Source organism: Actinokineospora baliensis (assembly GCF_016907695.1).
Lineage (GTDB): Bacteria > Actinomycetota > Actinomycetes > Mycobacteriales > Pseudonocardiaceae > Actinokineospora > Actinokineospora baliensis.
This window is the reverse complement of record NZ_JAFBCK010000001.1, coordinates 5232216-5257804: the sequence shown is the minus strand read 5'-3', so window position 1 is coordinate 5257804 and position 25589 is coordinate 5232216. Positions and strand designations below refer to the sequence as shown.

General features: G+C 72.0%; 24 protein-coding genes. 6 read left to right on the top strand and 18 right to left on the bottom strand.

The window, feature by feature from the left end; genetic code table 11:
• Positions 1 to 34: 34 nt before the first annotated feature.
• The 4 genes from JOD54_RS23855 to JOD54_RS23840 are packed head-to-tail and all read right to left on the bottom strand — an operon-like array spanning position 35 to position 5497.
• Complete coding sequence (locus tag JOD54_RS23855; protein WP_204453291.1) at positions 35 to 1384, bottom strand: condensation domain-containing protein; 1350 nt, start codon at positions 1382 to 1384, stop codon at positions 35 to 37.
• Positions 1385 to 1396: 12 nt separating this feature from the next.
• Positions 1397 to 2419 carry an alcohol dehydrogenase catalytic domain-containing protein gene (locus JOD54_RS23850; RefSeq protein ID WP_204453289.1) on the bottom strand — a complete coding sequence of 341 codons (1023 nt, stop codon included), beginning with the start codon at positions 2417 to 2419 and terminating at the stop codon, positions 1397 to 1399.
• 25 nt (positions 2420 to 2444) lie between these two features.
• On the bottom strand, positions 2445 to 3704 hold the full coding sequence (locus JOD54_RS23845) for an acyl-CoA dehydrogenase family protein (RefSeq protein WP_204453287.1): 1260 nt from the start codon (positions 3702 to 3704) through the stop codon (positions 2445 to 2447).
• On the bottom strand, positions 3701 to 5497 hold the full coding sequence (locus JOD54_RS23840) for a non-ribosomal peptide synthetase (RefSeq protein ID WP_204453285.1): 1797 nt from the start codon (positions 5495 to 5497) through the stop codon (positions 3701 to 3703). The genes JOD54_RS23845 and JOD54_RS23840 overlap by 4 nt, the downstream gene beginning before the upstream one ends.
• A 162-nt stretch (positions 5498 to 5659) precedes the next feature.
• On the opposite strand from JOD54_RS23840, the gene JOD54_RS23835 reads away from it, so the two are divergent.
• Positions 5660 to 6028 carry a VOC family protein gene (locus JOD54_RS23835; RefSeq protein ID WP_204453283.1) on the top strand — a complete coding sequence of 123 codons (369 nt, stop codon included), beginning with the start codon at positions 5660 to 5662 and terminating at the stop codon, positions 6026 to 6028.
• 13 nt (positions 6029 to 6041) lie between these two features.
• Positions 6042 to 6413 carry a VOC family protein gene (locus JOD54_RS23830; RefSeq protein WP_204456521.1) on the top strand — a complete coding sequence of 124 codons (372 nt, stop codon included), beginning with the start codon at positions 6042 to 6044 and terminating at the stop codon, positions 6411 to 6413.
• Positions 6414 to 6469: 56 nt separating this feature from the next.
• Here the strand turns inward: JOD54_RS23830 and JOD54_RS23825 are convergent, their stop codons facing one another.
• From JOD54_RS23825 to JOD54_RS23805, 5 genes are all read right to left on the bottom strand, one after another.
• The gene (locus JOD54_RS23825) at positions 6470 to 7804 is read right to left on the bottom strand and encodes an FAD-dependent oxidoreductase (protein WP_307860238.1); all 1335 of its coding nucleotides are present in this window, start codon (positions 7802 to 7804) and stop codon (positions 6470 to 6472) included.
• 180 nt (positions 7805 to 7984) lie between these two features.
• Positions 7985 to 8488, bottom strand: coding sequence for a carboxymuconolactone decarboxylase family protein (locus JOD54_RS23820; RefSeq protein WP_204453281.1), 504 nt, complete (start codon positions 8486 to 8488; stop codon positions 7985 to 7987).
• A 95-nt stretch (positions 8489 to 8583) separates the two neighbouring features.
• Positions 8584 to 9915 carry an FAD-dependent oxidoreductase gene (locus JOD54_RS23815; RefSeq protein ID WP_204453279.1) on the bottom strand — a complete coding sequence of 444 codons (1332 nt, stop codon included), beginning with the start codon at positions 9913 to 9915 and terminating at the stop codon, positions 8584 to 8586.
• 21 nt (positions 9916 to 9936) lie between these two features.
• Positions 9937 to 10356: an SgcJ/EcaC family oxidoreductase gene (locus JOD54_RS23810; protein ID WP_204453276.1), complete on the bottom strand. Its 420-nt coding sequence runs from the start codon at positions 10354 to 10356 to the stop codon at positions 9937 to 9939.
• Between the two features lie 10 nt (positions 10357 to 10366).
• Positions 10367 to 11548 carry an acyl-CoA dehydrogenase family protein gene (locus tag JOD54_RS23805; protein WP_307860554.1) on the bottom strand — a complete coding sequence of 394 codons (1182 nt, stop codon included), beginning with the start codon at positions 11546 to 11548 and terminating at the stop codon, positions 10367 to 10369.
• A gap of 268 nt (positions 11549 to 11816) precedes the next feature.
• Between JOD54_RS23805 and JOD54_RS23800 the strand changes: the two genes are divergently transcribed.
• Positions 11817 to 13373, top strand: a complete 1557-nt coding sequence (locus tag JOD54_RS23800) for a 4-hydroxyphenylacetate 3-hydroxylase family protein (RefSeq protein ID WP_204453274.1) — start codon at positions 11817 to 11819, stop codon at positions 13371 to 13373.
• Positions 13374 to 13707: 334 nt separating this feature from the next.
• Here the strand turns inward: JOD54_RS23800 and JOD54_RS23795 are convergent, their stop codons facing one another.
• The 9 genes from JOD54_RS23795 to JOD54_RS23755 all read right to left on the bottom strand — a co-directional run bounded on the left by JOD54_RS23795 (position 13708) and on the right by JOD54_RS23755 (position 21900).
• Positions 13708 to 15342: a thiamine pyrophosphate-binding protein gene (locus JOD54_RS23795; RefSeq protein ID WP_204453273.1), complete on the bottom strand. Its 1635-nt coding sequence runs from the start codon at positions 15340 to 15342 to the stop codon at positions 13708 to 13710.
• Complete coding sequence (locus JOD54_RS23790) at positions 15339 to 16349, bottom strand: class I SAM-dependent methyltransferase (RefSeq protein WP_204453271.1); 1011 nt, start codon at positions 16347 to 16349, stop codon at positions 15339 to 15341. The genes JOD54_RS23795 and JOD54_RS23790 overlap by 4 nt, the downstream gene beginning before the upstream one ends.
• A gap of 167 nt (positions 16350 to 16516) precedes the next feature.
• Positions 16517 to 17620: a 2Fe-2S iron-sulfur cluster-binding protein gene (locus JOD54_RS23785; protein WP_307860237.1), complete on the bottom strand. Its 1104-nt coding sequence runs from the start codon at positions 17618 to 17620 to the stop codon at positions 16517 to 16519.
• Positions 17617 to 18405 carry an arylamine N-acetyltransferase family protein gene (locus JOD54_RS23780; protein WP_204453269.1) on the bottom strand — a complete coding sequence of 263 codons (789 nt, stop codon included), beginning with the start codon at positions 18403 to 18405 and terminating at the stop codon, positions 17617 to 17619. Before JOD54_RS23780 ends, JOD54_RS23785 begins: the two co-directional genes overlap by 4 nt.
• 28 nt (positions 18406 to 18433) lie before the next feature.
• Complete coding sequence (paaD, locus tag JOD54_RS23775; protein WP_307860236.1) at positions 18434 to 18937, bottom strand: 1,2-phenylacetyl-CoA epoxidase subunit PaaD; 504 nt, start codon at positions 18935 to 18937, stop codon at positions 18434 to 18436.
• The gene (gene paaC, locus JOD54_RS23770; RefSeq protein WP_204453266.1) at positions 18934 to 19656 is read right to left on the bottom strand and encodes a 1,2-phenylacetyl-CoA epoxidase subunit PaaC; all 723 of its coding nucleotides are present in this window, start codon (positions 19654 to 19656) and stop codon (positions 18934 to 18936) included. Before paaC ends, paaD begins: the two co-directional genes overlap by 4 nt.
• Positions 19653 to 19946, bottom strand: a complete 294-nt coding sequence (gene paaB, locus JOD54_RS23765; protein WP_204453263.1) for a 1,2-phenylacetyl-CoA epoxidase subunit PaaB — start codon at positions 19944 to 19946, stop codon at positions 19653 to 19655. Before paaB ends, paaC begins: the two co-directional genes overlap by 4 nt.
• A complete protein-coding gene (gene paaA, locus JOD54_RS23760) occupies positions 19943 to 20878 on the bottom strand; it encodes a 1,2-phenylacetyl-CoA epoxidase subunit PaaA (protein WP_204456516.1) in 936 nt (311 codons plus the stop codon). Before paaA ends, paaB begins: the two co-directional genes overlap by 4 nt.
• A 227-nt stretch (positions 20879 to 21105) precedes the next feature.
• The gene (locus tag JOD54_RS23755) at positions 21106 to 21900 is read right to left on the bottom strand and encodes a tryptophan 2,3-dioxygenase (protein ID WP_372440415.1); all 795 of its coding nucleotides are present in this window, start codon (positions 21898 to 21900) and stop codon (positions 21106 to 21108) included.
• A 132-nt stretch (positions 21901 to 22032) separates the two neighbouring features.
• On the opposite strand from JOD54_RS23755, the gene JOD54_RS23750 reads away from it, so the two are divergent.
• The 3 genes from JOD54_RS23750 to JOD54_RS23740 all read left to right on the top strand — a co-directional run bounded on the left by JOD54_RS23750 (position 22033) and on the right by JOD54_RS23740 (position 25572).
• Positions 22033 to 23571, top strand: coding sequence for a benzoate-CoA ligase family protein (locus JOD54_RS23750; RefSeq protein ID WP_239573488.1), 1539 nt, complete (start codon positions 22033 to 22035; stop codon positions 23569 to 23571).
• 26 nt (positions 23572 to 23597) lie between these two features.
• Positions 23598 to 24350, top strand: a complete 753-nt coding sequence (locus tag JOD54_RS23745; RefSeq protein ID WP_204453261.1) for an SDR family NAD(P)-dependent oxidoreductase — start codon at positions 23598 to 23600, stop codon at positions 24348 to 24350.
• Between the two features lie 79 nt (positions 24351 to 24429).
• Positions 24430 to 25572, top strand: coding sequence for an acyl-CoA dehydrogenase family protein (locus JOD54_RS23740; RefSeq protein WP_204453259.1), 1143 nt, complete (start codon positions 24430 to 24432; stop codon positions 25570 to 25572).
• Positions 25573 to 25589 lie beyond the last annotated feature (17 nt).

Below are 25589 nucleotides of genomic sequence, written 5' to 3'. Positions count from 1 at the left end.
CCCATGGCGCCCGGGTTCACCGCTGGCAGAACGGCTAGGCGTCGCCCCAGAGAGGGGTGTCGGGGGAGGAGACGCAGCGGGTCAGGGTGTTGACGTAGTCCTGGACGAGGGTCCACATGGTGTCGGGGTCGTACAGGTGGGTGTTGAACTTCAGGCTGCTGACCGTCCCCACCCCCGGCAGCACGTCCAATGCCCACAATGCGCCGTCGGGGATGTCGCAGCTCACGGGGCGGGGGACGCGGCGGTCTCGGAGTTCGAGGTAGGTCAGGTCGCCGATGGGGGTGCCGTCGATGCCGTCGGGGAACTGCAGGACCTCGAAGGCGATGATGTCGCGGTCCGCCGACGGGACGATCAGGTCGGGGGCTTGCTGGTCGATCAGGGGGAACGGGATGTCGTGCACGTAGGCCTGTAGGCACGTGGAGCGCACCCGCTCGAGCACGTCGCGGAAGGTGCCCGCGCCGGTGAGGTCGGTGCGCAGCGGCAGGAAGTTGAGGAACGCGCCGATGGTGTCCTGATACGGGCCGATGCCGCGGCCGGAGCTGAAGGTGCCGACCACCACGTCTCGGGAGTGGGACTTGGTGGCCAGCAGCACGGAGAACACGCCGAGGTACAGCATGAACGGCGAGCAGTGCGTCGCCTTGGCCAGCCGCAGGGTCGCCGCGGTCGTCTCCGCGGAGATGAGGGAGCGGTGGTCGGCGTAGATGGCGGGGACGTCTTCGCGCAGCGGACGGTCGGTGGCCACGGTGGTGATCTCGGCGCCCGCGAGCTTGTCGCGCCAGTAGTCGGCGGCGCGGTCCACTTCGGGGCCGGTGAGGGTGGCGGGCTGTTCGGCGACGAACTCCCGGTACTGCCGCACCGGTGGGAGGTCCTCGACCGGGTGGCCGCGCCGGGCCGCGTACCGGTTGGCCAGGTCGCGGATGAGCACCCGCATCGACCAGCCGTCCGCGGCGATGTGGTGCACCACCAGCGCCAACACCCAGTCGTCGGCGGCGAAACGCCCCAGCGCGGCGCGCAGGTGCGGCAACTCGCGCACCGGGTAGTCGGCCGTCTCGACCTCGCTGTAGAACAGCTCCGCCCGCGCATCGCGATCAGACTCCCCGACGCCGGACAGGTCCTCGACCACCAACCGCGGCGGGCCTGCCGGGTGGACGACCTGGAACGGCTCGTCACCGCGCACGATCTCCGTGCGCAGCATCTCGTGCCGTTCCACCAGGTCCAGCAGCGCCGCCCGCAGCGTGTCCACGTCCACCGGCCCGCGCACCCGCCACGCGGACAACACGATGTGCTTGGCGCCCAGCGCGCCGGTCACATCACCTTTGTCCAGGGTGCACAGGAAGTCCTGCTGCAGCGACAGCGGCGTGCGCGTCGCGTCCGAAACGGTCATGTCCCGCCCGTTCTAGTAGGTGATGACGGCGCGGAAGCGGACCTCGCGCTTGCCGACCTTCTCCACGGCGTCCTGGACCTGCTCGGCGGGGAACACCTCGACCATCGGGGTGACCGCGCCCGCCGCCACCAGGTCCAGCGCTTCGCGCAGGTACCGGGGGTCGTCGTGGGTGGCGCCGATGATCCGGTTGCGCTGGGCGAAGAACGGGTACTGGACCGCGGGCGGGATGGTGAACGGCTCGGCTCCGTCGATCCCGGCCAGCACGAGCCTGCCGTTGACCCGCAGCCCCTGCAGGGACTCGCTGGCCGCCGCGTAGGACGGCGCGGTCACCAGGACGACGTCGGCGCCGCCGATCTCGCGCAGTTCGGCGCCGGAGCCGACGACGTGGGCGGCGCCCAGATCGACCGCGAGGTCGCGTTTGTCCGGTGAGCTGGTGATCGCGATGGTCTCGAACCCGGCGGCGCGGGCGAACTGGACCGCCAGGTGGCCGAGCGCGCCGATGCCGAGCACCGCGACCCGCTCGCCCGGTGCCGGTTCACCCGCGCGCAGCGCGCTGAGCGCGGTGTACCCGGCGCACAGCACCGGCGCGGCCAGTTCGGGGGCGAGGCCGTCGGGGATCAGCACGGTTTCGCGGGCGGCGACGGCGAGGTACTCGGCGTGTCCACCTTGGACGGTGAAGCCGGTGGAGGTCGGTGCGGCGCAGTTGAACGCGGCCTGCCCCGACAGCGGCAGCTCCAACCGGCAGTAGTCGCAGCGCCCGCAGGTGCCGCGGATCCAGGTGGTGCCCACGACGTCGCCGACCTGCCTGCTGGTGACCCCCGGCCCCAGTTCCACGACGGTGCCGACCGGCTCGTGGCCGGTGATGGCCGGTTCGAAGCTGGGGAACGGGATGTAGCCGCGGGTGGCGTCGACGTCGTTGACGCACATGCCGCACGCGGCGACCCGGACCAGCACCTCGCCGGGGCCGGGCACCGGGGTGGGCACCTCGCGCAGCTCCCACGCGGCGTTGATCCCGGGGATGACGGCGGCCTTCATGGGCGATCTCCTCTGTGGTCGGGGTTCACCGGTCGGCTGGCCGCTCGTCCGGGATGTCGAAGCGGGCCCTGGTCAGCTCGCGGTTGGCCAGGGTGGACAGGAACACCCCGAGGCCCGCGTGGCTGTGCAGGGTGGACATGTCCCGCCAGACGCGTTCGATGCGCTCGCCGTGGCGGACCGCGCTGGACCCGGCGGTCGGGAACAGGTGGGTCTCCACCGCCCGCCAGCTCAGCCGGACCGCCTCGCGGCTGATCAGCGCCAACCGCAGCTCCTCCTCGCGGGTGAACGCCGCAGGCCCCCGCTCGCACAGCAGGCTCCACTGGCGGACCGCGTCGAGCGCGGCGGCCCGCGCGGCGCTGATCATGCCGGTGGCCTCGCCGTAGCGGAACTGGTAGTCGGGGTCCTCCACGCGCCGCACGATCGGCGGGAACAGCGTGTTCCTCGCGAGCATCAGCTCCTCGTAGGCGTCGAGCGCGCCCTGGGCCATGCCCGCGGCGAGTACGCCCAGTTCCAGCAGCATGAAGCTGAGCGGGCCGCCGCCGTACTCGGGGCCGTGCAGCAGCCGCCCGGGGGCGCCGTCGGTGACGCTGAGCTTGCTCAGGTGCGCGGGCAGGGTGTACTTGGCCGGGATCAGCTGCCGCCGGATCTGGATGGCGTGTGATCCGCTGCCTTTGAGCCCCAGCTGGTCGCCCCAGTCGTCGAGGCGCTGCCACTGCGCCCGGGGCACGATGAACATCATCGGCTCCGGCTCGCCGTCGGGGTCGGGCTGGACCAGGCAGTGGCCGAGGAAGTGGGTGGCGTACGGCGCGCCGGAGCAGTAGGTCCAGGTGCCGTCGAGGATCCAGTCGCCGTCGGGGGTGCGCTCGGCGGTGCCGTTGGGCGCGACGGTGGCAGGGCAGATGAAGTCGCCGCCGCTGAACAGCTCCCGCTGCGCGTCCTCGCTGAACAGCGTCGCCACCGGCAGCGCGTGCGCGGCGCCGAACAGGAACATCCACCCGGTCGACGGGCAGCCGCGGGCCAACGCCAGGCACACCCGCATGAAGGTCTCCGCGCCGAACTCGTAGCCGCCGTAGCGGCGCGGCACCAGGATCCGGTAGAAACCGGCCCGAGCGAACGCCTCGTGGGTGTCCTGGGCGTAGCCGGTGGCCTGTTCGGTCTCGGCCTGCCGCTCGACCAAGGTCAGTGCCAATGCCTCGGCGCGGGCGATCACCTGGTCGGGGGTCAGGTCCGGCTCGGGCACCGGGGGCAGCTGCGCGGTTTGGGCCCGTGTGCCGTTGGCGGTCATCGGGTCACCTCGGCCTGGTCGAACCGCTTGTCCAGCTCGGCGGGTGTGGGCGCGTCGAACAGGTCGCTGATCGACAGGTCGCCGCCCAGGGCCGCCCGGATCCGGCCGACCAGCCGCATCGCCAGCAGCGATTGGCCGTCCAGGTCGAAGAAGCTGTCGTCGAGCCCCACCGCGGGGACCTCCAGCACCTCCCCGAACAACCGGCACAGGGTCCGCTGCCGGTCGGTGGTGGGGGCGCGGTAGGTGGCGGTGCCGGTGACCGCGGGGGCGGGCAGCGCCTTGCGGTCGAGCTTGCCGTTCGGGGTCAACGGGAGCGCGTCGAGCACGACGTAGGCGGTGGGGACCATGTACTCCGGCAACAGCGACAAGGCGTGCTCCCGGACCTGGTCGACCTCCACCCCGCCGCCGGTCTCCGGTACGAGGTAGGCGATCAGGCGCTGGTCACCGAGCTCGGTGTCGCCCGCGATCACCGTGGCGTTGGCCAGACCGGGGATGGCGCCCAACACCGCCTCCACCTCGCCCAACTCCACCAGGTAACCGCGGATCTTCACCTGGTCGCCCACCCGCGCCACGAACTCGATCAACCCCTCAGGGGTGCGGCGGACCAGGTCGCCGGTGCGGTACATGCGTTCCTCAGCCCCGGTGAACGGGTCGGGCACGAACCGCTCGGCGGTCAGGTCGGGGCGGCCCGCGTAGCCGCGCGCCAGCCGAGGCCCGGCGACGTGCAGCTCGCCGACTTCCCCGTCGGGCACCGGCTGGGAATCGGGGTCGAGCACGTAGAGCCGCACCTCGTCCATCGGCCTGCCCACCGGGACCGAGCGGCCCGGCGTGTAGGGCGCGGTCATCGGCGAGTGGATCGCGAACGACGACATCTCGGTGCCGCCGTAGAGGGCGCGCACCACCAGGCCGGGGCAGGCGTCGAGGACGCGGCGCACCGCGGTCGGGGAGATCACGTCGCCGCCGGTCATCACCTCGCGCACCCCGGCCAGGCAGCCGGGGTCCTCGTCGGCCAGCACCCGGAACAGCCCCGCGGTCAGGTGCAGACCGGTGACCGCGCCGTCGGCGACCAGCGAGCGCACGTCGAGGTCACCGGCGGGTTTGAGCACGATCCGGCCGCCGTGCAGCAGCGGTACCCACACCTCGTAGGTGGACACGCCGAACGCGTACGGGGCGACCATCGCGGTCCGCTCGTGGTTGCCGCTGTCCCAGCAGGAGTCCAGCGCCAGGCACAGGACGCCGCGGTGGGTGACCTCCACGCCTTTGGGGTGACCGGTCGACCCGGAGGTGTACATGACGTAGGCCAGTCGGTCGCCGTCGACCGCGATGCCGGGGTCGGTGGCCGGTGCTGAACCCAGCGCCGTGTCGTCGTCGAGCAGCAGCACGTGCGGGGCGTCGGGCAGGCCGCGGTCGGCGGTGGCGCGGTCGGCCAGCAGCACCCCCACCCCGCGTCCGCCGTCCCCGGTGGTGACGTTGTCGACGATCCACCGCTTGCGCTCCAGCGGGTACGCCTCGTGCAGCGGCAGGTAGCACCCGCCCGCCTTGAGCACCGCCAGGAACGCCACCACCACCTCGGGTGACCAGCTCAGCAGCACCGCGACCGGGTCCTGCGGGCCGACCCCGAGCTCGAGCAGCCGGTGGGCGAGCCGGTTGGCCCGCTCGTCGAGCTCCCGGTAGGTCAGCCGGACCGCGCCGTGCGCGACCGCGACCTCGTCGGGCACCCGCGCGACCTGCGCCGCGAAGCACTCGTGCACGCCGGTGTAGTCGTCCCGCCGCGAGTTCAGCCATGCAGCCATGACCAGCAGCGTCGCAGCCGCCGATCCCGGGGCGCATCTTCCGGAATGCGAGGTATCCACTCCACAAAGGACAGATCGCGCCCGCTGGCCGGGCACGTGCGGAGTAGCCGGTGGCGGGAGGGCGCGCGATAGTGTGGCCGGGTCGGTCGAGAGGAGAACCCCATGGGAGCACCGCGGCTCGGCAGCATCCTGCTCGGCAGCGCCGACCCCGACCGGCTGCGGCAGTGGTACCGCGACGCGTTCGCCCCCGCCGAGGACGAGCACGGGTTCCTCGACTTCGGCGAGACCGCGATCCTGATCGACCCGCGCGACGACGTCACCGCGGCCAACCCGCAACCGGGCCGCTACGTCCTCAACTTCCACGTCGACGACGCCGCGGCCACCGCCGCGCACCTCGACACCCTCGGCGTCACCTGGCTCGTGCGGCCGCAGAGCCGCCCCGACGGTATCTTCGGGACCCTGGTCGACCCGGACGGCAACTACCTGCAGATCATCGAGCTGAGCGCGGCGTACCTCGCGTCCCGCCGGTAGGAGGCAAGTGGAGATGGTGCGACACACCAGGGCGTTCAGCGGTTTCGCGGTGGACGACGTGCCCGCGGCGCGGGAGTTCTACGAGAACGCCCTCGGCCTGCGGGTCACCGAGGAGCACGGCATGCTGCACCTGCACCTGTCCGACGACACCGAGGTGCTGGTCTACCCCAAACCCGGCCACGTCCCCGCCTCGTACACGATCCTCAACTTCCAGGTCGAGGACATCGACGCGGCGGTCGACGACCTGGTCGGGCGCGGTGTCCGGTTCGAGCGCTACGAGGGCATGCCCAGCGACGACCGGGGGATCTTCCGCGAGGAGGGCCCCTACATCGCCTGGTTCACCGACCCGGCGGGCAACATCCTGTCGGTGCTGCAGGAACGCTGATCCACTGAAAACGCCGACGCGCCCCCACGCCCTGCCCGGCGTGGGGGCGCGTCGCGTCAGGAGGGTCGGCGGGTGGCGTGGCGCAGGACCCGGCGCACCATCGAGGGTCGCATCAGCGCCTGCGGCGGGTCCATCAGCCCGGCGACCCGCATGAACCCCTTGGTGACCTCGCTGTCCTGGGTCGCGGCGTACTGCAACCGGGCCATGTAGGCGTTGCCCATCCGCACCTTGAGCGTGCGCTTGCCCTGCACCTCGGGGAAGTCCAGGTCGCCGCCCGCGGAGATCTCCCACGGCACGTCGATCACCTTGGACAGTTCGGCGAAGAACCGCCTCGGGTCCGGTTCGGTCCCCTCGCGCAGCAGCCGGTCGCGCAGCGCCTTCGCCTCGATCGCGGCCACGCTCATGCCCTGGCCGTACACCGGGTTGAAGCTGCACACCGCGTCCCCCAGGACCAGCAGGCCCATCGGGAACCGGGTCAGCCGCTCGTAGTGCCTGCGCACGCTGGCCGGGAACCCGAACGACACGGCGTCGTCGAGCGGCTCGGCGTCGCGCACCGCGTCGTAGACGTCGGGCACGGGTAAGGACTTCACGAAGTCCATGAAGGCCTCTGGCCCGGTCGGCGGGTGATCACCCAGGATGCCGGTCAGCGACAGCACGCAGATGTCCGGGCCGACCTGCCCGAGGAACGCGCCGCGCGGGTGCGCGGGCGAGGCGACCGGGTTGATCGACTGGACGCCCTCGAACATCTCCGGCTTGGACCGGTAGTAGCGCGTCGTGTAGGCAAGCCCGACCTTCACCCGCTCCACCGGGGGCCGCTCGTAGCCGAGTTCCTCGAGCCACACCGGGGTCCGCGAGCCGCGGCCGGTGGTGTCGACCACCAGGCTCGCCTCCAGCACCTCATCGGCGTCGGCCCCGTCCAGGCGCGCCCGCACCCCGACGATGCGCGAGCGGTCCGGGGTGGCGACCAGGGTCGCGACCGCGCAGCACTCCTGGATGGTCACGTTCGGCAGCGCGGCCACCCTGGTCCGCACGTGGTGCTCGAGCACCGGCCGCGGCGCGGTGACCGACAGCAGCCCGGTGTGCGCGGGCAGGATCTTGCGGCCGTTGAAGAACCACCGCATCTCGCCGAGGTCGCCCACCGGCACGCCGTCGTCGACGAGTTCCTGGGTGAGACCGGGGAAGAACTCCTCGAAGATCAGGTGCCCGCGCCCGTGCAGCCCGTGCGCGTGCCGGGTGTGCGGTGCGCCGCCGCGCGACTCGCGCACGCCGAGCACCCGGTCCCGGTCGAGCACCAGCACCTGCGGGTACACCTCCGCCAACGCCCGCGCGGCGAGCAGTCCCGCCATGCTGGCCCCGAGCACGATGGCCCTGCCCGTGATCGCGTCGCTCACGTGCCGCTCCCTTCCTTCCACCACCGCGCTGAGGCGTCCAACGCGCACAGGCACCGTCGCACCGGCGGCCGTGCACGCGCATCTTCCGGATTGCCCTGGCCACCGGGCCCGCGCCGAGCCCATCCTGGAACCGGCGGCACCCGGCGATCCACAGTGGACTGCCGGGTGCCGGGGGTGTGCTCAGCGGTAGCCGACCACGCTGATGTGCTTGGCCGAGGGCAGGTAGTCGCCCACATCGGTGCTCGCCCACGTGCCCAGGCCGTCGACGTAGCGGTTGTACATGCAGAACGCCGCGGCGATCAGCACGGTGTCGTGGATCTCCTCGTCGGTCGCGCCCGCCGCCCGCGCCGCCGCCACGTCCTCGTCCAGCACCGACTGGCCGCTCACCCGCACCTTGTCCGCGATCACCAGCAGCGCGGTCATCTTCGCCGAGCGCGGCGCCTCGGCCAGGTCGTCGACACCCAACTCGACCGCGGCGATCGTGGCGTGGAAGTTCCCGCAGAAGGTGCACTCGTTGCCGCGCGAGACGGTGGCCGCGATCAGCTCGCGCTCACCCCTGGTCAGCGAGTTGTCCGCGCGCAGCAGCGTCTCGGCCAGGTCCGAGAGCGGACCCGCGGTCAACGGCCGGTACCGCATCAGGCCCCGGATGCCGGGGTCGTCGTTGCCGAGCTCGATGTGTGCCACCCGTGTCTCCTTCACTGTTTCCGGACTGGAACTGCTGAAGGGGCGGTGGGTGGCCGCCAACGACCACCCACCGCCCCGCTCGGGCTCGACCGCTCTCACGCGGGCACGGCCGCCACCCGCCCCGCGCCGTCGAGCACCCTGGTCACCATCTCCGGGCTGGTCAGCTCGCTCACCGGGTCGACGAGACCGGCGACCCGCATGAACGACCTGGTGACCGCGCCGTCCACGGTCGCCGCCAACTGCAGCTTCGCCATGAAGGCGTTCATCTCCAGCACCTCCTGCGGGCGCGGCCCCTCGACCTCCGGGAACGCGAGGTCACCCGCCGCGGAGATCCCCCACGGCACCTCGACGACCTCGGCGATGTCCCGCAGGAACGCCAGCGGGTCGACCACCCCGCCCGCCAGGTGCTCGCGCAGCACCAACGCCTGCTGCGCGGCCACCGTCATGCCCTGCCCGTAGACCGGGTTGAAGCTGCACGCCGCGTCGCCGAGGACCAGCAGCCGGTCGGGGAACCGGTCGAGCCGCTCGTAGCGGCGGCGCTGGCTGGCCACGTAGCGGTGGCTGACCGGGTCGTCGAGCGGCTCGGCGTCCTTGACCGTGTCGTAGACGTCGGGCACCGGCAGCGACCTGGCGAACTCCAGGAACCCGTCCGGGTCGGTCGGGGCGGCGTCACCGAGCACACCGGTGAGCGACAACGCGCACAGGTCGTTCTCGATGATGGTGAGGAACGCCCCGCGCGGGGTCACCGGACCCGACACCGGGTTGATCGACTGGACCGCGCGCAGCGGCGCCGGGTCGGCCAGCCGGTAGGTGCGGGTGGTGTAGGTCAGGTCGATCTTGACCCGCTCCTCGTCCGGCCGCTCGTAACCGAGTTCGGCCAGCCACAGCGGGGTCCGCGAACCGCGGCCGGTGGTGTCGACCACCAGGTCGGCGTCGAGCACCTCCGGCTGCCCGCCCTTGGCCTGCACCCGCACCCCGGTCACCCGGGTCCGGTCGTCGGTGGTGACGAGGCCGACGATGTCGGTCTCCTCCACGAACCGCACCTGGGGCAGCGCCGCGACGCGGGTGCGCACGTACCGCTCCAGGGTCGGCCTGCTGGCAGCGACCGCGGTCAACCCGGTCGTGCCGGGCTCCAGCTTGCGGCCGTTGAAGAACCAGCGCAGCTCCCCGAGGTCGGCTGTTGGCACCCCGTCGGCGACCATGGCCTCGGTGAACCCGGGGAACAGCTCGTCGAGGATCTGCTGGCCGCGGGCGAGCAGCCCGTGCACGTGCCGCCCCTGCGGGACACCGCGGCGGGCGGTGCCCACCCCGGTGAGCCGGTCGCGGTCGACGATCAAGACCTGCGCGTGGACCTCGGCGAGGACCCGCGCCGCGAGTAAGCCGGCCATGCCCGCGCCGAGCACCACGGCGCGCGTGTCGTGTCCCATCCCGCTCACCGACCCCGCCGCTCAGGCCGCGTCACGCGGGCTGTTCTGGTACACCGCCAGGCGCCACTGGTCCTGCTCGCGCACCACCACCCACGACGCGCGGATGGCCCGGTCGGGGTGCACCTCGGTCTCGCCCTCGAGCAGCACCCCGCCCTCGGTGATCAACACCCCGGCGTCGCGGCCGAGGAAGGTCACGCCGATCGGTTTGCCGGTCACCCGGGTGCCGCGGTACTCGGCCTGGAACGCCGCGGCCATGTGCTCGGCGATCACCGAGCGGCCCTTGCGGTGCAGGCCGGGCAGGATCATCGTGCCCTCGTCGGTGAACACCGACGCGAACGCCTCGGCGTCGTGGGCCGCCCAGGCCGCCACGACGCGCTGGGGGATCGCCGCGACCGCGGCCTGGTCACCGGCGGAGGGACCCGCTGCTGTGCTGGTGGACATCGGCGTTCCTTTACAGGTAGAGGGTGTCGGGTTCGAGGCCGCAGAGCACCCGGCCGTAGAGCTCGGTGTTGGTGTCCGGGTGCATCAACGCGTGCAGGTTGACCGCGTGCACATCCCGCTGGAACCGCTGGACCGGCACGTCGGTGTAGATCGAGGACCCACCGCTGGCGGTGGCGTGGATGTCGACGGACTCCTTGGCCAGCGCGCACACCGCGCCCATGTCGGCGCGGGCGGCGGCCCGCTCCAGCACGGTCCACTCGGCGCCCTCGGCGGACTTGCTGTCCACCAGCGACGCCAGCCTGCGCGCGTGGAACCCGGCCTGGTCGATCTTGAGCGCGGCCGAGGCGACCTGCTGGTGGGTCAGCGGCGCGTCGGCCTGCCTGGCGTAGCCGGTGTAGGTGATCTTGCGGGAGGGCAGCCGCTCCAGGAACGCCTCCTGGGCGCCCTTGGCCAGCCCGAGGGTCGTGCCGACGGAGGACGCCGAGGCGACCGGCAGCAGCGGCGCCCGGTACATGGCCACGCCCTTGGCCCGTTCGGACACCGTGTGCCCGCCGAGCACCACCGGCAGCGGCAGCACCCGCTCCGCCGGGATGAACAGGTCTTGGGCGACGGTGGTGACGCTGCCGGTGCCGCGCAGACCGCTGGTGTGCCAGTCGTCCACGACCTGCAGATCCGACATCGGGACCAGCGCGAGGATCGGCATCGGCTCGGCGTCGGGGGCGGCCAGGATCGCGATGATCTCCTGCCAGTGCGCGTGGTGCGCGCCGGTGATGAACCCCCACTTGCCGTTGACGACCACACCGCCCTGGGTGGGGGTGGCCATGCCGCCGGGGCTCAGCGTGCCGCAGATCCGCACGTCGTCGGTGGCGAACACCTCGTCCTGCACGGCGTCGGGGAACATGCCCGCCATCCAGGTCGGGATCCAGTACACCGACGCGGTCCACGCCGCCGACCCGTCGACCCGGCCGAGTTCGGCGGCCACGTCGACCAGGGTGGCGGTGTCGCTCTCGTAGCCGCCGTGGTGGCGGGGGGCACGCAGCCGGAACACGCCCGCGTCGGCGAGGCCCGCGATGACCTCGTCGTGCACGCGCCGGTTGTCCTCCGACCACGGCGCGTGCGCGCGCAGCAGCGGCGCCAGCTCCGCCACCCCGGCGACGAGCTGGGCGCGGGTGGGGACTTCGGTGGTCAGCACCATTTCCTCCTGGACCAGTTGGCTGACGGGGGAACCAGGACCGGCCGTGCCCCGGGATCGCAGGTCGAGGCCCGCGACACGACCGTCGCACGCGCCGCGCGCCCCGGGCATCTCCCGCATTGCCACATCGGGGAATTGTGTCGCCGCCGACCCGTCCGGTATCACCGCGAACCCCGACGTCAGCACGATCCGAGAAGCTCCCGCGCGCGCCCCGCTGACACCCTTGGTTGCCCGCCGCCGAAGCCAACCGAGTTCCGGGAGGACACCGTTGCGCGAGGACACTGGCCGCACCACGCGGCCGCTGACGAGTGCCGAGTACATCGAGAGCCTGCGCGACGGCCGGGAGATCTACCTCTACGGCGACCGGATCAAGGATGTGACCGCGCACCCGGCGTTCCACAACCCGGTGCGGATGACCGCGCGGCTCTACGACGCGCTGCACGACCCCGCCCACCAGCCGGTGCTGACTGCGCCGACCGACACCGGCGGTGACGGCTTCACCCACCGCTTCTTCCGCACCCCGCGCTCGGCCGAGGACCTGGTCGCTGACCGCGACGCCATCGCCGCGTGGGCGCGGATGACCTACGGCTGGATGGGCCGCAGCCCCGACTACAAGGCGTCGTTCCTGGGCACCCTCGGCGCCAACGCCGACTTCTACGAGCCCTTCGCCGACAACGCCCGACGCTGGTACCGGGAATCGCAGGAGAAGGTCCTGTTCTGGAACCACGCCATCGTGCACCCGCCGGTGGACCGCGACCGCCCGGCCGACGAGGTCGCCGACGTGTTCGTGCACGTGGAGAAGGAAACCGACTCCGGCCTGGTGGTCAGCGGCGCGAAGGTCGTGGCGACCGGGTCGGCGCTGACGCACTACAACTTCATCGCCCACTACGGCTTGCCGATCAAAAAACGCGAGTTCGCGCTGGTGGCCACTGTGCCGATGAACGCGCCGGGGATGAAGCTGATCTGCCGACCGTCCTACTCGGCCACCGCCGCGGCGATGGGCAGCCCGTTCGACTACCCGCTGTCGTCGCGGTTGGACGAGAACGACACGATCCTGGTGCTCGACAAGGTCCTCATCCCGTGGGAGAACGTGTTCGTCTACGGGGATGTGGCCAAGGTGGGCCTGTTCACCGGCCAGTCCGGGTTCATCGAGCGGTTCACCTTCCACGGCTGCGTGCGGCTGACGGTGAAGCTGGAGTTCATCGCGGGCCTGCTGGCCAAAGCGCTGGAACTGACGGGGACGGCGAACTTCCGCGGCGTGCAGGCCAGGCTGGGGGAGGTGCTGGCCTGGCGCAACCTGTTCCTGTCCCTGTCGGACGCCGCCGCCCGCAACCCGGTGCCCTGGCGCAACGGGGCCGTGCTGCCCAACCCGGCCTACGGCCTGGCCTACCGGTGGTTCATGCAGGTCGGCTACCCGCGCGTGCGTGAAGTGATCCTGCAGGACGTCGCCAGCGGCCTGATCTACGTCAACTCCGGCGCCGCGGACTTCCACAACCCGGACATCCGGCCCTATCTGGACAAGTACCTGCGCGGGTCGGGCGGGGCGGACGCGGTGGAGCGGGTCAAGGTGATGAAACTGCTGTGGGACGCGGTGGGTTCGGAGTTCGGTGGCAGGCACGAGCTCTACGAGCGCAACTACGCGGGCAACCACGAGAACACCCGCGTCGAGCTGATGTACGCCCAGCTGGCGGACGGCACCCTGGACCGGCACAAGGCGTTCGTGGACGAATGCCTCGCCGAATACGACCTCGACGGCTGGACCGTGCCGGACCTGTCGTCCTTCCCTGAGCTGCGCGGCCTGCGCAACGGCCTGTTCCAGGGCTGACACGACCAAGTGGCCTGGCGGTGCCCGACGTGCCTGCGCGGCACCGGTGGAGTTCGTGCGGCAGGGCGCCTGCCGAGCGGGCGGCCACGGTTCCGCGTGGCGCTAGGTCTTGACCAGCAGCGCGCGGTCTTGTTCGAGCAGGTCGGCCATCCGGGCACGCCCTTGCACGCCACAGCACGAACGCCTCGCGGCGCCCATGAGTCGTCATCCGCTCGGCGACTCGCCGAGCGCCGCCCGTTGCTCCGGGCACCGTCTCGTCGATGGCCAGCAGCTGGCTCGCACGCGAAGCGGCCTGGCCAGTCCCCAGTGGACTGTCCAGGCCGCTTCCTTTGGGTCAGTGTCCGGAGGTCATGTCAGTGAGGAAGCCCGCGATCACGTCGGGGTTGACCTTGCAGTCGAGGACGATCGTGCCCACCGCACCGTCGTCGAGCCAGGTACGCAGGGCGGCCAGGTCGGCGACCGTGCGGACAGTCTCTGCCTGGGCGCCCAGGGCCCTGGCGACCCCGGCGAAGTCGGTCTGGTCGAACACCGCGGTCGTCAGGTCGGCGCCTTTGGGGCCGTAGAGGTGGGCCTCGAAGCCGTAGGCGGCGTCGTCGTAGACGACCACTATCGCGGAGTGCGCTGTGCGGATCAGGGTTTCCAGTTCCGAGATCCCCATCAGCGCCCCGCCGTCGCCCAGCGCGACGACGGTGGTCCGGTCGGCGCGGCCGCAGGCTGCCCCCACGGCACCTGCGAAGCCGAGGCCGATGACCTGGAACGCCGAGCCGATGAACACCAGTGCTGACGGGTCGGTCACCGGCCAGTACATCATCGGCCAGGTGATGAAGTGCCCGCCGTCGAGCACCAGGGTGCGGTCCTCGGGCAGCAGGTCGGCCAAGGCGCGGGTCAGGGTGCGCGGGTCGATCCGCTCGGTGCTGCCCCGGTCCTCGAACTCGTGGTGCGCCCAGCCGACCCGGCTCAGGTCGCCCACCTCGTCGCGCCAGGTCGAGGCGGGGGCGCCGAGGTTGTCGAGGCCGTCGAGCAGGGCTGATGCCGCGGTGGAGGCGTCGCCGGTGACCGGCAGGTCGACCCGGTCGGCGGTCGACCCCGCCGGGTCGACCTGGATGACCGTCGCGTGTGGACTGATCAGGCGGCCGCCGTGCAGGGTGAACAGGTCCAGGCTCGCGCCGAAGGCCACCACGACGTCGGCTTGGCGGATCAGGTCGGCGGCGGCGGGGGAGGAGAACCCGCCGCAGATGCCCACCGACCAGTCGGTGCCGTCGAACAGGCCGGTCGCCATGGCCGTGGTGGCCAGCAGGGCGCCGACCCGGTCACCGAGGTCGGCGATCGGTTTCGCCGCCCCGGACCGCCACGCGCCCAGCCCGGCGAGCAGCAGCGGCCTGCGAGCCCCCGCCAGCGCCCGCAACGCCGCGTCGAGCCCGACCAGCTCGGCGGGCGCGACAGGCACCCGCTGGTCGAGGTCGGTCTGCACAACGTCGGGGATCTCGGCGGTGAGCAGGTCCCCGGGCAGGCACAGCACGACCGGGCAGTGCCGCTCCCGCGCGATCCGCAGCGCCCGAGCGGTGTCGGCACGCGCGGTCTCCGGCGTGTCGAGCCGGACCACCTCGGCGCCCAGCGACCGGGCCAGCATGGTCTGGTCGACGTCGATGCGGCGCATCCGGTCGGTGGGCGCGTCCCCGCACACCACCAGCAGACCGCTGCGGTGCTTGACCGCCTCGGCCAGCCCGGTGGCGATGTTGGTGACCCCGGGCCCGTGGCTGGTCGTGCACACCGCGACCTCGCCGGTGGCGCGGTGGTAGGCGTCGGCCATGGCCACCGCGCCGCCCTCGTGCCTGGCCGCGACGTAGTGCACGCCCGCGGCGGTCAGCCCGGCGACGGTCATGATGTTGCCGCCGCCCACCACCCCGAACGCGTGCCGGATCCCGTGCTCGGCCAGGGTCGCCGCGACCGCGGCCGCGAGGGTGCTCACCGCGGCGCCAGTTCGAACACGACCTCGCCGACGGCGACATCGATGCGGTTGGTGCGCAGCAGGTCCCAGCCGCCCTCGGCGAACACCGACTCCCAGTCGGCGACGGTCGGGATGAAGGTGCCCATCAGGTCGTGGCCGAGTTCGAAGCCCAGGGTGAACACCGGCAGCCGGGTGTCGGCGATCCCGACGGTCCTGGTGGCGTCGCCGAGCAGGAACCGGCGGGCGGCGGGGAACACCTCGCGCAGCCTGCGCAGCGTCGCCACGCAGTTGTCCCTGGGCCAGAAGTCGTGGCCCATCATGAAGCACACCAGCAGCTCCACGTCCGCGTAGTCCGGGTTCGGGGTCAGCGCGAGCACGTCGGCCTCGGTGAAGCTCGCCCGGTCGCCCAGGCCCGCGTCGGCGACCTCCTTGCGGGCGACCTCCAGCGACGGCCGCGCGATGTCGATGCCGATCGCGCTGGTGCCGGGGTGTCTGCGCAGGATGTCGATCAGCCGACCGCCGCTGCCGCAGCCGAGGTCGACCACCCTGGTGAACGGGAAGTCGATCCGGTCCACCGCGGCCCAGAAGGTCGGCGAGTAGCAGAGCTCGTCGATCTCCCGGCAGGCCAGGGCGATCGCGGCCGGGTCGCGCCGGTAGAACTCGCCGACCCGGTTCTCGGTGACCAGCACCGAGGGCATCCGCCGGAACAGCTCGGCGCTGCCGCGGGCCAGCCAGTGGAAGAACGAGCGGTTGCGCACCGCCTCGGCGAAGCGCGCACCCGGGGTGACCGTGGTGCCCTCGCGCTCGACCACCCGCACGGCGGCCAGCGCGCGGAACATGCCCAGGGTGCCCGCGGTGTCGAGGCCACGACCGGCGGCGAACTCGGCGGCGTCGAGGTCGCCGGTGGCGCGCAGCTCGTCGAGCGCGCCCAGCTCCCAGGCGGCGGACAGAGCGAACGCGGCCACCGCCGAGTTGAACATCTCGGCCACGTCCTCGGCCGGGTGGTGGTCGGTGCTGTTGCCGGTCATGTGCGGGCACCTCGTTTCGACAGGAGTTCCGATCTCCTGTTCCATGGTTCGCCTGAGGAACCTGGGCGACATCTCCGTGATTGCGCACTGGTCAGCGCATCGAGCACGGCCGGAGAAACGCCGAAACTGGGCGGTGTCCACTGTGGTCTGCCGGGCCATCGCGGCGGTCACACCACGTCGAAGTCGAGGGTGACCCGGTCGCTGACCGGGGTCGCCTGGCAGGGCAGCACGTAGCCCGCCGCGAGTTCCTGCTCGGTCAGCGCCGCGGTGCTGGCCATCCGCACCTCGCCCTCGACCACCTTCGCGCGGCAGGTGACGCACACCCCCGTCCGGCAGGAGTACGGCAACTCCGGGCGCACGGTCATCGCCGCGTCGAGCAGCCGCTGCCCGCGCGCGTGCCGCACGATGGAAGTACGGCCGTCGAGCACCACCACGAGTTCGTGGTCCTGCCCCGGCGACCGGGCCGGTTCGACGGATGAACCAGGGACGGGCGGTTCGGTGTCGCCTTGGAACAGTTCGGTGTGCACGATCGAGTCGTCGGCGCTGTCCACCCCGTGCTCGGCCAGGGTCTCCCGCACGGCCAGCACCACCCCGGGCGGCCCGCACAGGAACCACTCGCCGACCCGTCCCGGCGCCAGGGCGGTGGCGAGGTGGCGGCTGAGGGTGGCGTGGTCGAGCCGCCCGTGCGACAGGCCGGAGCGGGCGGACTCGCGGGAGAACACCGGTACCAGCCGCAGCCGCGCCGGGTACCGGTTCTTCAGGTCCGCGAGCTCCTCGACGAACATCGCCGAGTCCACGGTGCGGCTGCCGTGCACCAGGGTGACGGTGCTGCGCGGCTCCACCGCCAACGCCGTCGCCGCCAGCGACAACACCGGGGTGATGCCCGACCCAGCCGCGATCGCCGCGTAATGCCCCCGGCGATCCGGGTCGAACGCGGTGGTGAAGTTACCGACCGGGGGCAGCACGTCGACCCGGTCGCCCGGCCGCAGCACCTCGGAGAGGTGGCGGGAGAACCGGCCACCCGGCACTGCCCGCACCCCGATCCGCAGCACCCCGGCCCGGTCCAGCTCCTGCGGGGTGGAGCACAGCGAGTACGAGCGGCGCAGCTCGACACCGTCCACGACGGCGCGCAGGGTGATGTGCTGACCGGCGCTGAACGCGAACACCCCGCGCAGCTCGGCGGGGACGAGGCAGGTGAGGGCCACCGCGCTGCCGTCGGCGGCCGCCTGGTCGAGAGCGCCGACGACCAGAGGGTGGAATCGCAGGCTCACCCCCGACCACCCGGCGGGACCGGCAGTTCGTCGAGGTCGAGGTCGAAGTGGGTCAGGTAGGCGGCGCGCACCGCGTCGTCGCCCACGAGGGTCTCCTTGACCCGCTGCCCGTCCTCCAGCCTGGTCAGCGTGGTGCCGGTCAGGGTGACCTTGCCGGTCGGGGTGTGCCGGGAGCAGAACAGGTCGGTGAGGAACGGCGAGTCCTCGGCGTGCCGGAACCACCACACCATCGGCAGGAAGTCCTCGGTGCTGCGCGGGTGGGTCTCGAACCGGTACTGGTGGGTGCCGTTGCGGTGCACGTCGAGGTCGCCGTCGCCCGCGTCGGAGATCTGGTAGGTGCCCATCGGGTCCGGCTGCGGCTCGCGGGAGTCCAGCACCATCGGGAACCGGGTGGCCCGGCCGAACCCCACATCGGCCAACCACGGGTCGGGGGAGTCCTCGGCGAGCACCCGCAGCACCAGGTGCCCCATCAGCGGACCGGGCACGCCGTCCAGGACCGCGCGACCACCGTAGACGGTCACGTCGTAGCCCAGAGCCTCCAGCAGCGCGGCGAAGGCGCCGTTGAGTTCGTAGCAGCCACCGCCGCGACGGCGCTCCACGATCTTGGCGTAGGCGTCCGCGCCGATCTCGACCGGCTTGCGCAGGATGTAGTCGATGTTCTCGAACGGCACGGTCAGCACGTGCCGCTCGTGCAGGTGCCGCAGCGCCGCGCTGGTGGGCCGCGCGGGCCGTTTGGTGCCGATGCGCTCCAGGTAGGCGTCCACCGCCGCGTGGGACAGGCTCATCAGTGCTCCTTGGCTCAAGACTCCCCGGCTAGTGCGCTTTGACGTGCTCGAACGGCTCCCGGCACGCGGTGCAACGCCACAGCGCGGTGCACGCGGTCGACCCGAACCGCGCCAACTCCTCCGTGTCGGCCGACCGGCACCGCGGGCATGCGGGCCGGTGCGGACCGACACCGGGCATCGGCAGGAAGACCAGCGGGAGCGACCGAGCCGGTGGCGGGGCGATGCCGACCGCTGCGAGCTTGTCGCGGGCGGCGTCGCTGAGCCAGTCGGTGCTCCACGGCGGCGACAACGACGTCACCACCTCGACATCCCGGGCGCCTGCCGCGCGGGCAGCGGCGAGCACGTCCGCGCGGATCACCTCCAGCGCCGGGCACCCCAGGTAGGTGGGGGTGATCGTGACGACCACGGTGCCGTCGTCGCGGGCGCGGACCTCGCGCACGATCCCCAGGTCCGCCAACGACAACACCCGCAGTTCCGGGTCCGGCACCTCGGCCACCGCGGCCCGCACCGACTCGACGAGATCGACGCTCACCACCGCGCTCCCGGATGGGCCCGGTGGACGCTCTGCATCTCCGCCAGCAGGTAGCCGAAGCCCTCGGTGTGCAAACCCACCCGGCCACCGCCGGGACGCCAGTCGTCCTCGGGCACCAGCAGGGTCGCCCGCGACAGCACCGGCTCCACCTGAGCCGCCCACGGTCCGCGCAACTCGGCCGGGTCGACCGGGGCTGCCGGGTCCACCTCGAACAGTTCGTGGGTGAACGGCCAGAGCCGGTCCACAGCGTCTTGGGCGCGCAGCCGCGACTCCGAGGTGCCGTCCCCGAGGCGCAGTGTCCACAGGGTCGCGTGCTCGACGTGGTACCTGGTCTCCTTCACCGCCTTGGCCGCGATCGCGGCCAGTGTGGCGTCCGGACCGTCGGTCAACCGCCGGTACAGCAGGTTCTGGTAGGTCGCGAAGAACAACGACTTGACGATGGCCACGGCGAAATCGGCGTCGGGCAGCTCGACCAGCACCGCGTTGGTGAACTCGCGTTCGTCGCGCAGGTAGGCCAACTGGTCCTCGTCGCGGCCCAACCCCTCGAGCTCACCCGCGTAGGTCAGCAGCGCCCGCGCCTGTCCCAACAGGTCCAAGGCGATGTTGGCCAGCGCGACGTCCTCTTCCAACTGCGGCGCGCACGCGCACCACTGCGCCATCCGCTGCGCGGCGACCAAGGCGTCGTCACCCAGGCGCAGCACCGACTCGAACCGGGTCACAGGTGCTCGACCCCCTCGGGCAGCTCGAAGTGCGCGGGGTGCCGGAAGTCCTTGTCCAGCGCGGGGTCGAAGTAGGCGTCCTTGTCGTCGGGGTCGGATGCGGTGATGTGCGCGGCGGGCACGACCCAGATCGAGGCGCCCTCGCCGCGGCGGGTGTGCAGGTCACGCGCGTTGTGCAGGGCCAGTTCCGCGTCCGGGGCGTGCACGCTGCCCACGTGCAGGTGGGTCAGACCGCGCCGGGCCCGGACGAACACCTCCCACAGCGGCCAGTCCGCCGGTGCCGCGCTCACGCGGGCAACCCCTGCCCGGCTGCCTGGTGCTTGGCGGCATAGGCGGTGGCGGCCGCGCGGACCCACGCGCCGTCCTCGTGCACCCGCCTGCGGTGCTCCACCCGCTGCCGGTTGCACGGCCCGTACCCGGCGACCACGTGCTTGAGTTCGTCGTAGTCGGGTTCGGTGAAGTCGTGGTGGCCGCGCTCGGCGTTCCACTTGAGGTCCGGGTCGGGTAGTTGCAGCCCGAGCACCTTGGCCTGTGGCACGCAGATGTCGACGAACCGCTGCCTCAGTTCGTCGTTGGTGAACCGCTTGATCTTCCACGCCAGCGACCGGTCCGAGTGCGTCGAGCGGGTGTGCGGCGGCCCGAACATCGCCAGCGCCGGGTACCACCACCGGTCCACCGCGTCCTGCGCCATGTCCCGCTGCGCGCTGGTCCCGCGCGCCAGCACGTGCAGCGCGTCGAAACCCTGCCGGTGGTGGAAGGACTCCTCGCGGCACACCCGGACCATCGCCCTGGCGTAGGGGCCGTAGGACGAGCGGCACAACGTGACCTGGTTGACCACCGCGGCACCGTCGGTCAGCCACGCCAGCGCGCCGACGTCGGCCCAGGTGAGCGTCGGGTAGTTGATGAACGACAGGTACCGCTGGCGGCCCTCGTGCAGCGCGTCGAGCATCCACTCCCGACTGACCCCGAGCGTCTCGGCCGCGGCGTAGAGGTAGAGCCCGTGCCCGGCCTCGTCCTGCACCTTCGCCAGCAGGATCGCCTTGCGCCGCAGGCTCGGCGCCCGGCTGATCCAGTTGCGCTCCGGCTGCATCCCGACCACCTCGGAGTGCGCGTGCTGGGCGATCTGGCGGACCAGGTTGGCGCGGTAGCCCTCCGGCATCCAGTCGGTCGGCTCCACCTTGTGCTCGCCCGCGATCAGCGCGTCGAACGACAGCGGGCCCACCGCGCGCCGCTGCGGGCGGGCGGCGGCGAGCAGGTCGCGCTCGGCGGCGTCGATCTGCTCGGCGATCGAGTCGCCGCCGGGTGGTCGCTGCGCGGCCAGGTCGGTGTGCTCCACGTGCCCTCCTCGCTGCGCTGACCGGGGCGGCGGCCCCGATCAGCATGGTGGCGACCTCCGGTGGCCGCTTCTCCCCGATTGCGCACTTCGCTATTGTTGGGCCGAATGCCGGGCTACATTGTGCTCCGCACGGCGGCCAGATCCGGGAACAGCGGCTTGAACAGCGTCGCCCGCAGGTACGCCACTCCGGTGGAACCCCCGGTTCCCGGTTTGTCGCCTATCATGCGTTCGACCATCTTCACGTGCCGGTAACGCCATTCCTGAATTCCGTGGTCGAGGTCCACGAGCCGTTCGCACACCTGCGCGGCGCCGCCGTCATCGGCGTACACCAGGGCCAGCACCTTCTGTATTTCCGGGGACGGCTCGAGCGGTTGGGTGACATCGCGGTCCAACCCCTCTTGGGGAATGTCGTATCCGCGGGCGCTCAGATAGTGCAGGAATGAATCGTAGATGCACGGCCGGTTCATCGCCGCCAGCAGGCGGCCGTGCTCGGCGCCGTCGGCCGGGTAGCGCTCGAGCACCCTGGCGTCGCGGCCGCCCAGCGCCGCCTCCACCTCGCGGAACTGCGCCGACTGGAACCCGCTGCCCGAGCGCAGCCCGGCCCGGAAGCTGAGGAACTGGCGCGGGGTCATGGTCTCGATGACGTCGATCTGCGCGACCACCGCGCGCACGATGGCGTGGCTGCGGTGCAGCGCGTGCAGGGCGTGCGTGGTCTGCCCGGCGGCGAGTTCCCGCTGCAATCTGGTGAACTCGTGCAGCAACTCCTTGAACCAGAGTTCGTGGACCTGGTGCACGATGATGAACAGCAACTCGTCGTGTTCGTCGGTTGTCGGCCGCTGCGCCGCCAGGATGTCGTCGAGGGCGAGATACGAGGAATACGTCAACACGGTTGTGTAATCGACAGTCACGGCGATCCCCTCCGGGTGATGACGATAACGAGCCACGCCCGCAAAGGCTAGTCTGGCAGCAGACGGCCGAAAGCGCGGCAAGACCGCATTCCTGGAGAAGCAGGCCCCCATGACCCCCACGAGAATGTCCGGATGCCGATGAAGTTCGAGGATGTGCCCACTGAGTTCAACATCGCCAGCCATTTCGTCGACCGCAACGCCGACGAGCGGACCGCGCTGATCACCGAACGCGGCCCGGTCGGCTACGGCGAGCTCAAGGCCCTCGTCAACCGGGTCGGCGGCGCGCTGCGCGCACTGGGTGTCGGCCGCGGCGACCGGGTGCTGCTCGCGCTGGCCGACAGCGTGGAGTTCGTCGCGGTCTGGTTCGGTGCGCAGAAGATCGGCGCGGTCACCGCGGAGGTCTACACGTTCCTGCAGGCCGAGGACTACAAGTACTTCGTGGACTACGCCACCCCCGCGGTGGTGGTCGCCGACGCCACGACCCTGCCGCGGCTGCGCGCGGCCGGGGTGGCGCGGATGCTGGTGGTCGGTGTGCCCCAGGCCGACCTGCTCGACGGGGAGTCCCACTTCGACACCGCGGTCGCCGCCCAACCCGACACACTGGAGGCGGCGCCCACGCGCAGCGACGACCCGGCGATGTGGCGGTTCACCACCGGCAGCACCGGCGCGCCCAAGGCCTGCGTGCTGCCCGCGCGCAGCGCCCTGCTCGCCACCGAGTGGTACGCGTTCGGCTCGCTCGGGCTGCGCCCCGACGACGTGGTCCTCTCGGTGCCCAAGCTGTTCTTCGGCTACGCCAACAACATGACGGTGCTGTTCCCCTTCGGCGCGGGCGGAACGGGGATCATCTCCGCCGAGCGGGCCACCCCGGAGCTGATCTTCGACCTGGTCCGGCGGCACCGGCCCACGATCCTGGTGAACGTGCCCACGATGATCAGCGCGATGGTGCGCCACCCCGACGCCGCCGCCCAGGACCTGAGCTCGCTGCGGGTGTGCGTCTCCGGCGGCGAGGTGCTGCCCGCGGCGCTGCGTGCCGAGTGGATGGACCGCTTCGGCGTGGAGGTCCTCGACGGCATCGGCTCCTCCGAGGCGTTCCACGGCTACATCTGCAACCGGCCGGGCCGGGTGAAGCCGGGCAGCCTCGGCGAAGCGGTGCCCGGCTACCGATTACGGGTCGTCGACCACGACGGCACCCCGGTGCCCGACGGCGAGGTCGGGCGGCTGGAGATCACCGGGGAGACCGCGGCGCTGGAGTACTGGCAGGCGCCCGAGAAGTCCGCCGAGACCTTCCCGCACCCGCACACCGTGCGCTCCAGCGATCTCGTGGTCCGGTCCCCCGACGGGTTCTTCACCTACCACGGGCGCGCCGACGACCTGCTCAAGGTCGGCGGCATGTGGGTGGCCCCGGCGGAGATCGAGGAGTGCCTGCTGCGGCACCCGGCCGTGAGCCAGTGCGCGGTGGTCGGCTACGAGGTCGACGGGCTGACCAAGACCCGCGCGTTCGTCGTCGTCGACAGCGCGGTCACCGCGGACCCCACGACCGCCCAAGCGCTCAAGGACTTCGTCCGCTCCACCCTCGCCCCGCACAAGTACCCCCGCGACGTCCGGTTCGTGGCCCGGCTGCCGCTGACCCCGTCCGGCAAGGTCGACCGGCAAGCCCTGCGCGCGTTGTGAGCGCGTGGACCCCGAACGGAGAAGCCATGGCAACCGCGCGCCGGGTGTTCGTCTCGGGCGGATCGGGTGACCTCGGCGCCGCCGTGGTCACCGACCTCGCCGCCGCGGGCCACCAGGTCTGGTTCCAGTACGGCTCGTCCGAGCAGCGCGCGGCCGACCTGGCCGCGCGCAGCGGGGCGACACCGGTGCACGGCGACTACGGCGAGGACGACCTGGTCGGGGCCAATCTGCTGCCGCCGGGGCTGGAGGTCGACATCCTGGTGTGCTGCGCGGGCATGAACCCGAGCGCGGCGACCGTGCACGAGACCTCGCCCTCGGTGCTGCGGCACGCGTTGAACGTGAACCTGATGAGCGCCTTCCGGCTCACCCAGCGCTGCCTGCCCACGATGCTGGCGGCGGGCTGGGGCCGCATCGTGTACCTCAACTCCGTGTTCGGCACGGTCGCCGGGCCGCTCAACAGCTCCTACAACATCGCCAAGGCCGCCACGCACGGGTTGTGCCGCAGCGTGGTCGCCGACTACCCGGGGTCCGGGGTCACCGCCAACGAGGTCGTCGCCGGTCCGGTGCGGTCGCGGATGCTCGCCAAGATCGTCGCCGACCGGGCCGCGGCGGCCGACGTCGCCGCGGTGCGCGAGCGGCTGGCCAGGCGGGTCCCGGCCAGGCGGCTGGCCGAACCGGCCGACGTCGCCGCCGCGGTCCGGTTCCTCGTCGGCGAGGACGCCGGGTACCTCACCGGCTCCACGGTCACCGTCGACGGCGGCATGCTCAGCGTCGGATAACCGTCCACTAGGGACGTCCATAAAGGATGTTCGAGCCGGGTGGACACACAGCACAGCCAGTGGGAAGAGGGGAGTGGACATGGGGTCACCTGCCACGGCCGCCACGCGGTGGCCGCCCTACCGCGTCGACGCCGAGCACGCCGCCGCCGTGGAGTCCGTGCGCGCGGTCCTCACCGAGACCGAACTCGAGGCCGAGCGGCTGCGCAGGCTGCCGCAGCGGGCGGTGGCTGCGCTGCACTCGGCGGGCCTGTTCGGCGTGGCCACCCCCAAGGAAGCGGGCGGCTGGGACGCCGACCCGCTCGCCGAGCTGCAGGTGTACGAGGCGCTGGCCCGGATCAACACCAGCGCCGCCTGGGTGGTCACCACCGGCAGCGTCTACACCTCGTGGGCGGCGGCCTACCTGTCCGACGACGCGGTCGCCGCCGTGTTCGACTCCGGCGCGCCCGCCGTGGTCGCCGGGCAGGCCCCGCCCAAGGGCCGGGCCACCGCGGTGCCCGGCGGGCTGCGGGTCAGCGGCCGCTACACCTTCGGCAGCGGCATGAGCCACGCCAGCTGGGTGCTGGGCGGGTTCACCCTCGCGGGCACCGAGGGCACGTGGGCGTTCATCGTGCCCAAGGACCAGGTGGAGGTGCTCGACAACTGGCACGCGGTGGGCATCGCCGGGTCCAACAGCGTCGACTTCGCCGTCACCGACCTGTTCGTCCCCGACGGCCACTTCTTCAACACCGCCAAACCCGTCCCGCTGCGCGGCGGTCCCCGCTTCGGTGTCCCGATCGTGGTCCAGGTGGCCGCCGCGCACTGCGGCGTCGCCCTCGGCGCCGGGCAACGCGCCCTCGACGAGATCATCCGCCGCGCCGCCGCCACCCCCGCCCTGGCCGAGCGCGGCGCGTTCCAACGCGACCTCGGCCAGGTGTTCACCGCACTGAGCGCCGCCCGCGACCACGCCGCGCGGCTGGTCACCGAACTCGGCGACCGGCTGCGCTCGGCCACGCGGCTGGACCGGCAGTTCATCCAGCAGCTCATCGCCGCCCAGACCCACGCCACCGACACCGCGGTGCACGCGGCCACCACCGCCTACCGGTACGCGGGGGCCCCGGCGGTGCGGCTGGCCGACCCGCTGCAGCGGATCACCCGCGACCTGCTGGTCGCCGGGCAGCACAAGTTCGTCGCCGACGTCAGCTACGACGCATTGGGGGTCACACTGGTGGAGCGCGACCGGTGAGCGGGAGGGGATGGGCC

Coding starts and splice junctions, on each gene's coding strand:
- JOD54_RS23810 (WP_204453276.1), bottom strand. CDS start 10,356: ATGTCCACCAGCACAGCAGCGGGTCCCTCCGCCGGTGACCAGGCCGCG.
- JOD54_RS23835 (WP_204453283.1), top strand. CDS start 5,660: ATGGGAGCACCGCGGCTCGGCAGCATCCTGCTCGGCAGCGCCGACCCC.
- JOD54_RS23750 (WP_239573488.1), top strand. CDS start 22,033: ATGCCGATGAAGTTCGAGGATGTGCCCACTGAGTTCAACATCGCCAGC.
- JOD54_RS23855 (WP_204453291.1), bottom strand. CDS start 1,384: ATGACCGTTTCGGACGCGACGCGCACGCCGCTGTCGCTGCAGCAGGAC.
- JOD54_RS23850 (WP_204453289.1), bottom strand. CDS start 2,419: ATGAAGGCCGCCGTCATCCCCGGGATCAACGCCGCGTGGGAGCTGCGC.
- JOD54_RS23790 (WP_204453271.1), bottom strand. CDS start 16,349: ATGACCGGCAACAGCACCGACCACCACCCGGCCGAGGACGTGGCCGAG.
- JOD54_RS23840 (WP_204453285.1), bottom strand. CDS start 5,497: ATGGCTGCATGGCTGAACTCGCGGCGGGACGACTACACCGGCGTGCAC.
- JOD54_RS23815 (WP_204453279.1), bottom strand. CDS start 9,915: ATGGGACACGACACGCGCGCCGTGGTGCTCGGCGCGGGCATGGCCGGC.
- JOD54_RS23845 (WP_204453287.1), bottom strand. CDS start 3,704: ATGACCGCCAACGGCACACGGGCCCAAACCGCGCAGCTGCCCCCGGTG.
- JOD54_RS23780 (WP_204453269.1), bottom strand. CDS start 18,405: ATGAGCCTGTCCCACGCGGCGGTGGACGCCTACCTGGAGCGCATCGGC.
- JOD54_RS23745 (WP_204453261.1), top strand. CDS start 23,598: ATGGCAACCGCGCGCCGGGTGTTCGTCTCGGGCGGATCGGGTGACCTC.
- JOD54_RS23740 (WP_204453259.1), top strand. CDS start 24,430: ATGGGGTCACCTGCCACGGCCGCCACGCGGTGGCCGCCCTACCGCGTC.
- JOD54_RS23830 (WP_204456521.1), top strand. CDS start 6,042: ATGGTGCGACACACCAGGGCGTTCAGCGGTTTCGCGGTGGACGACGTG.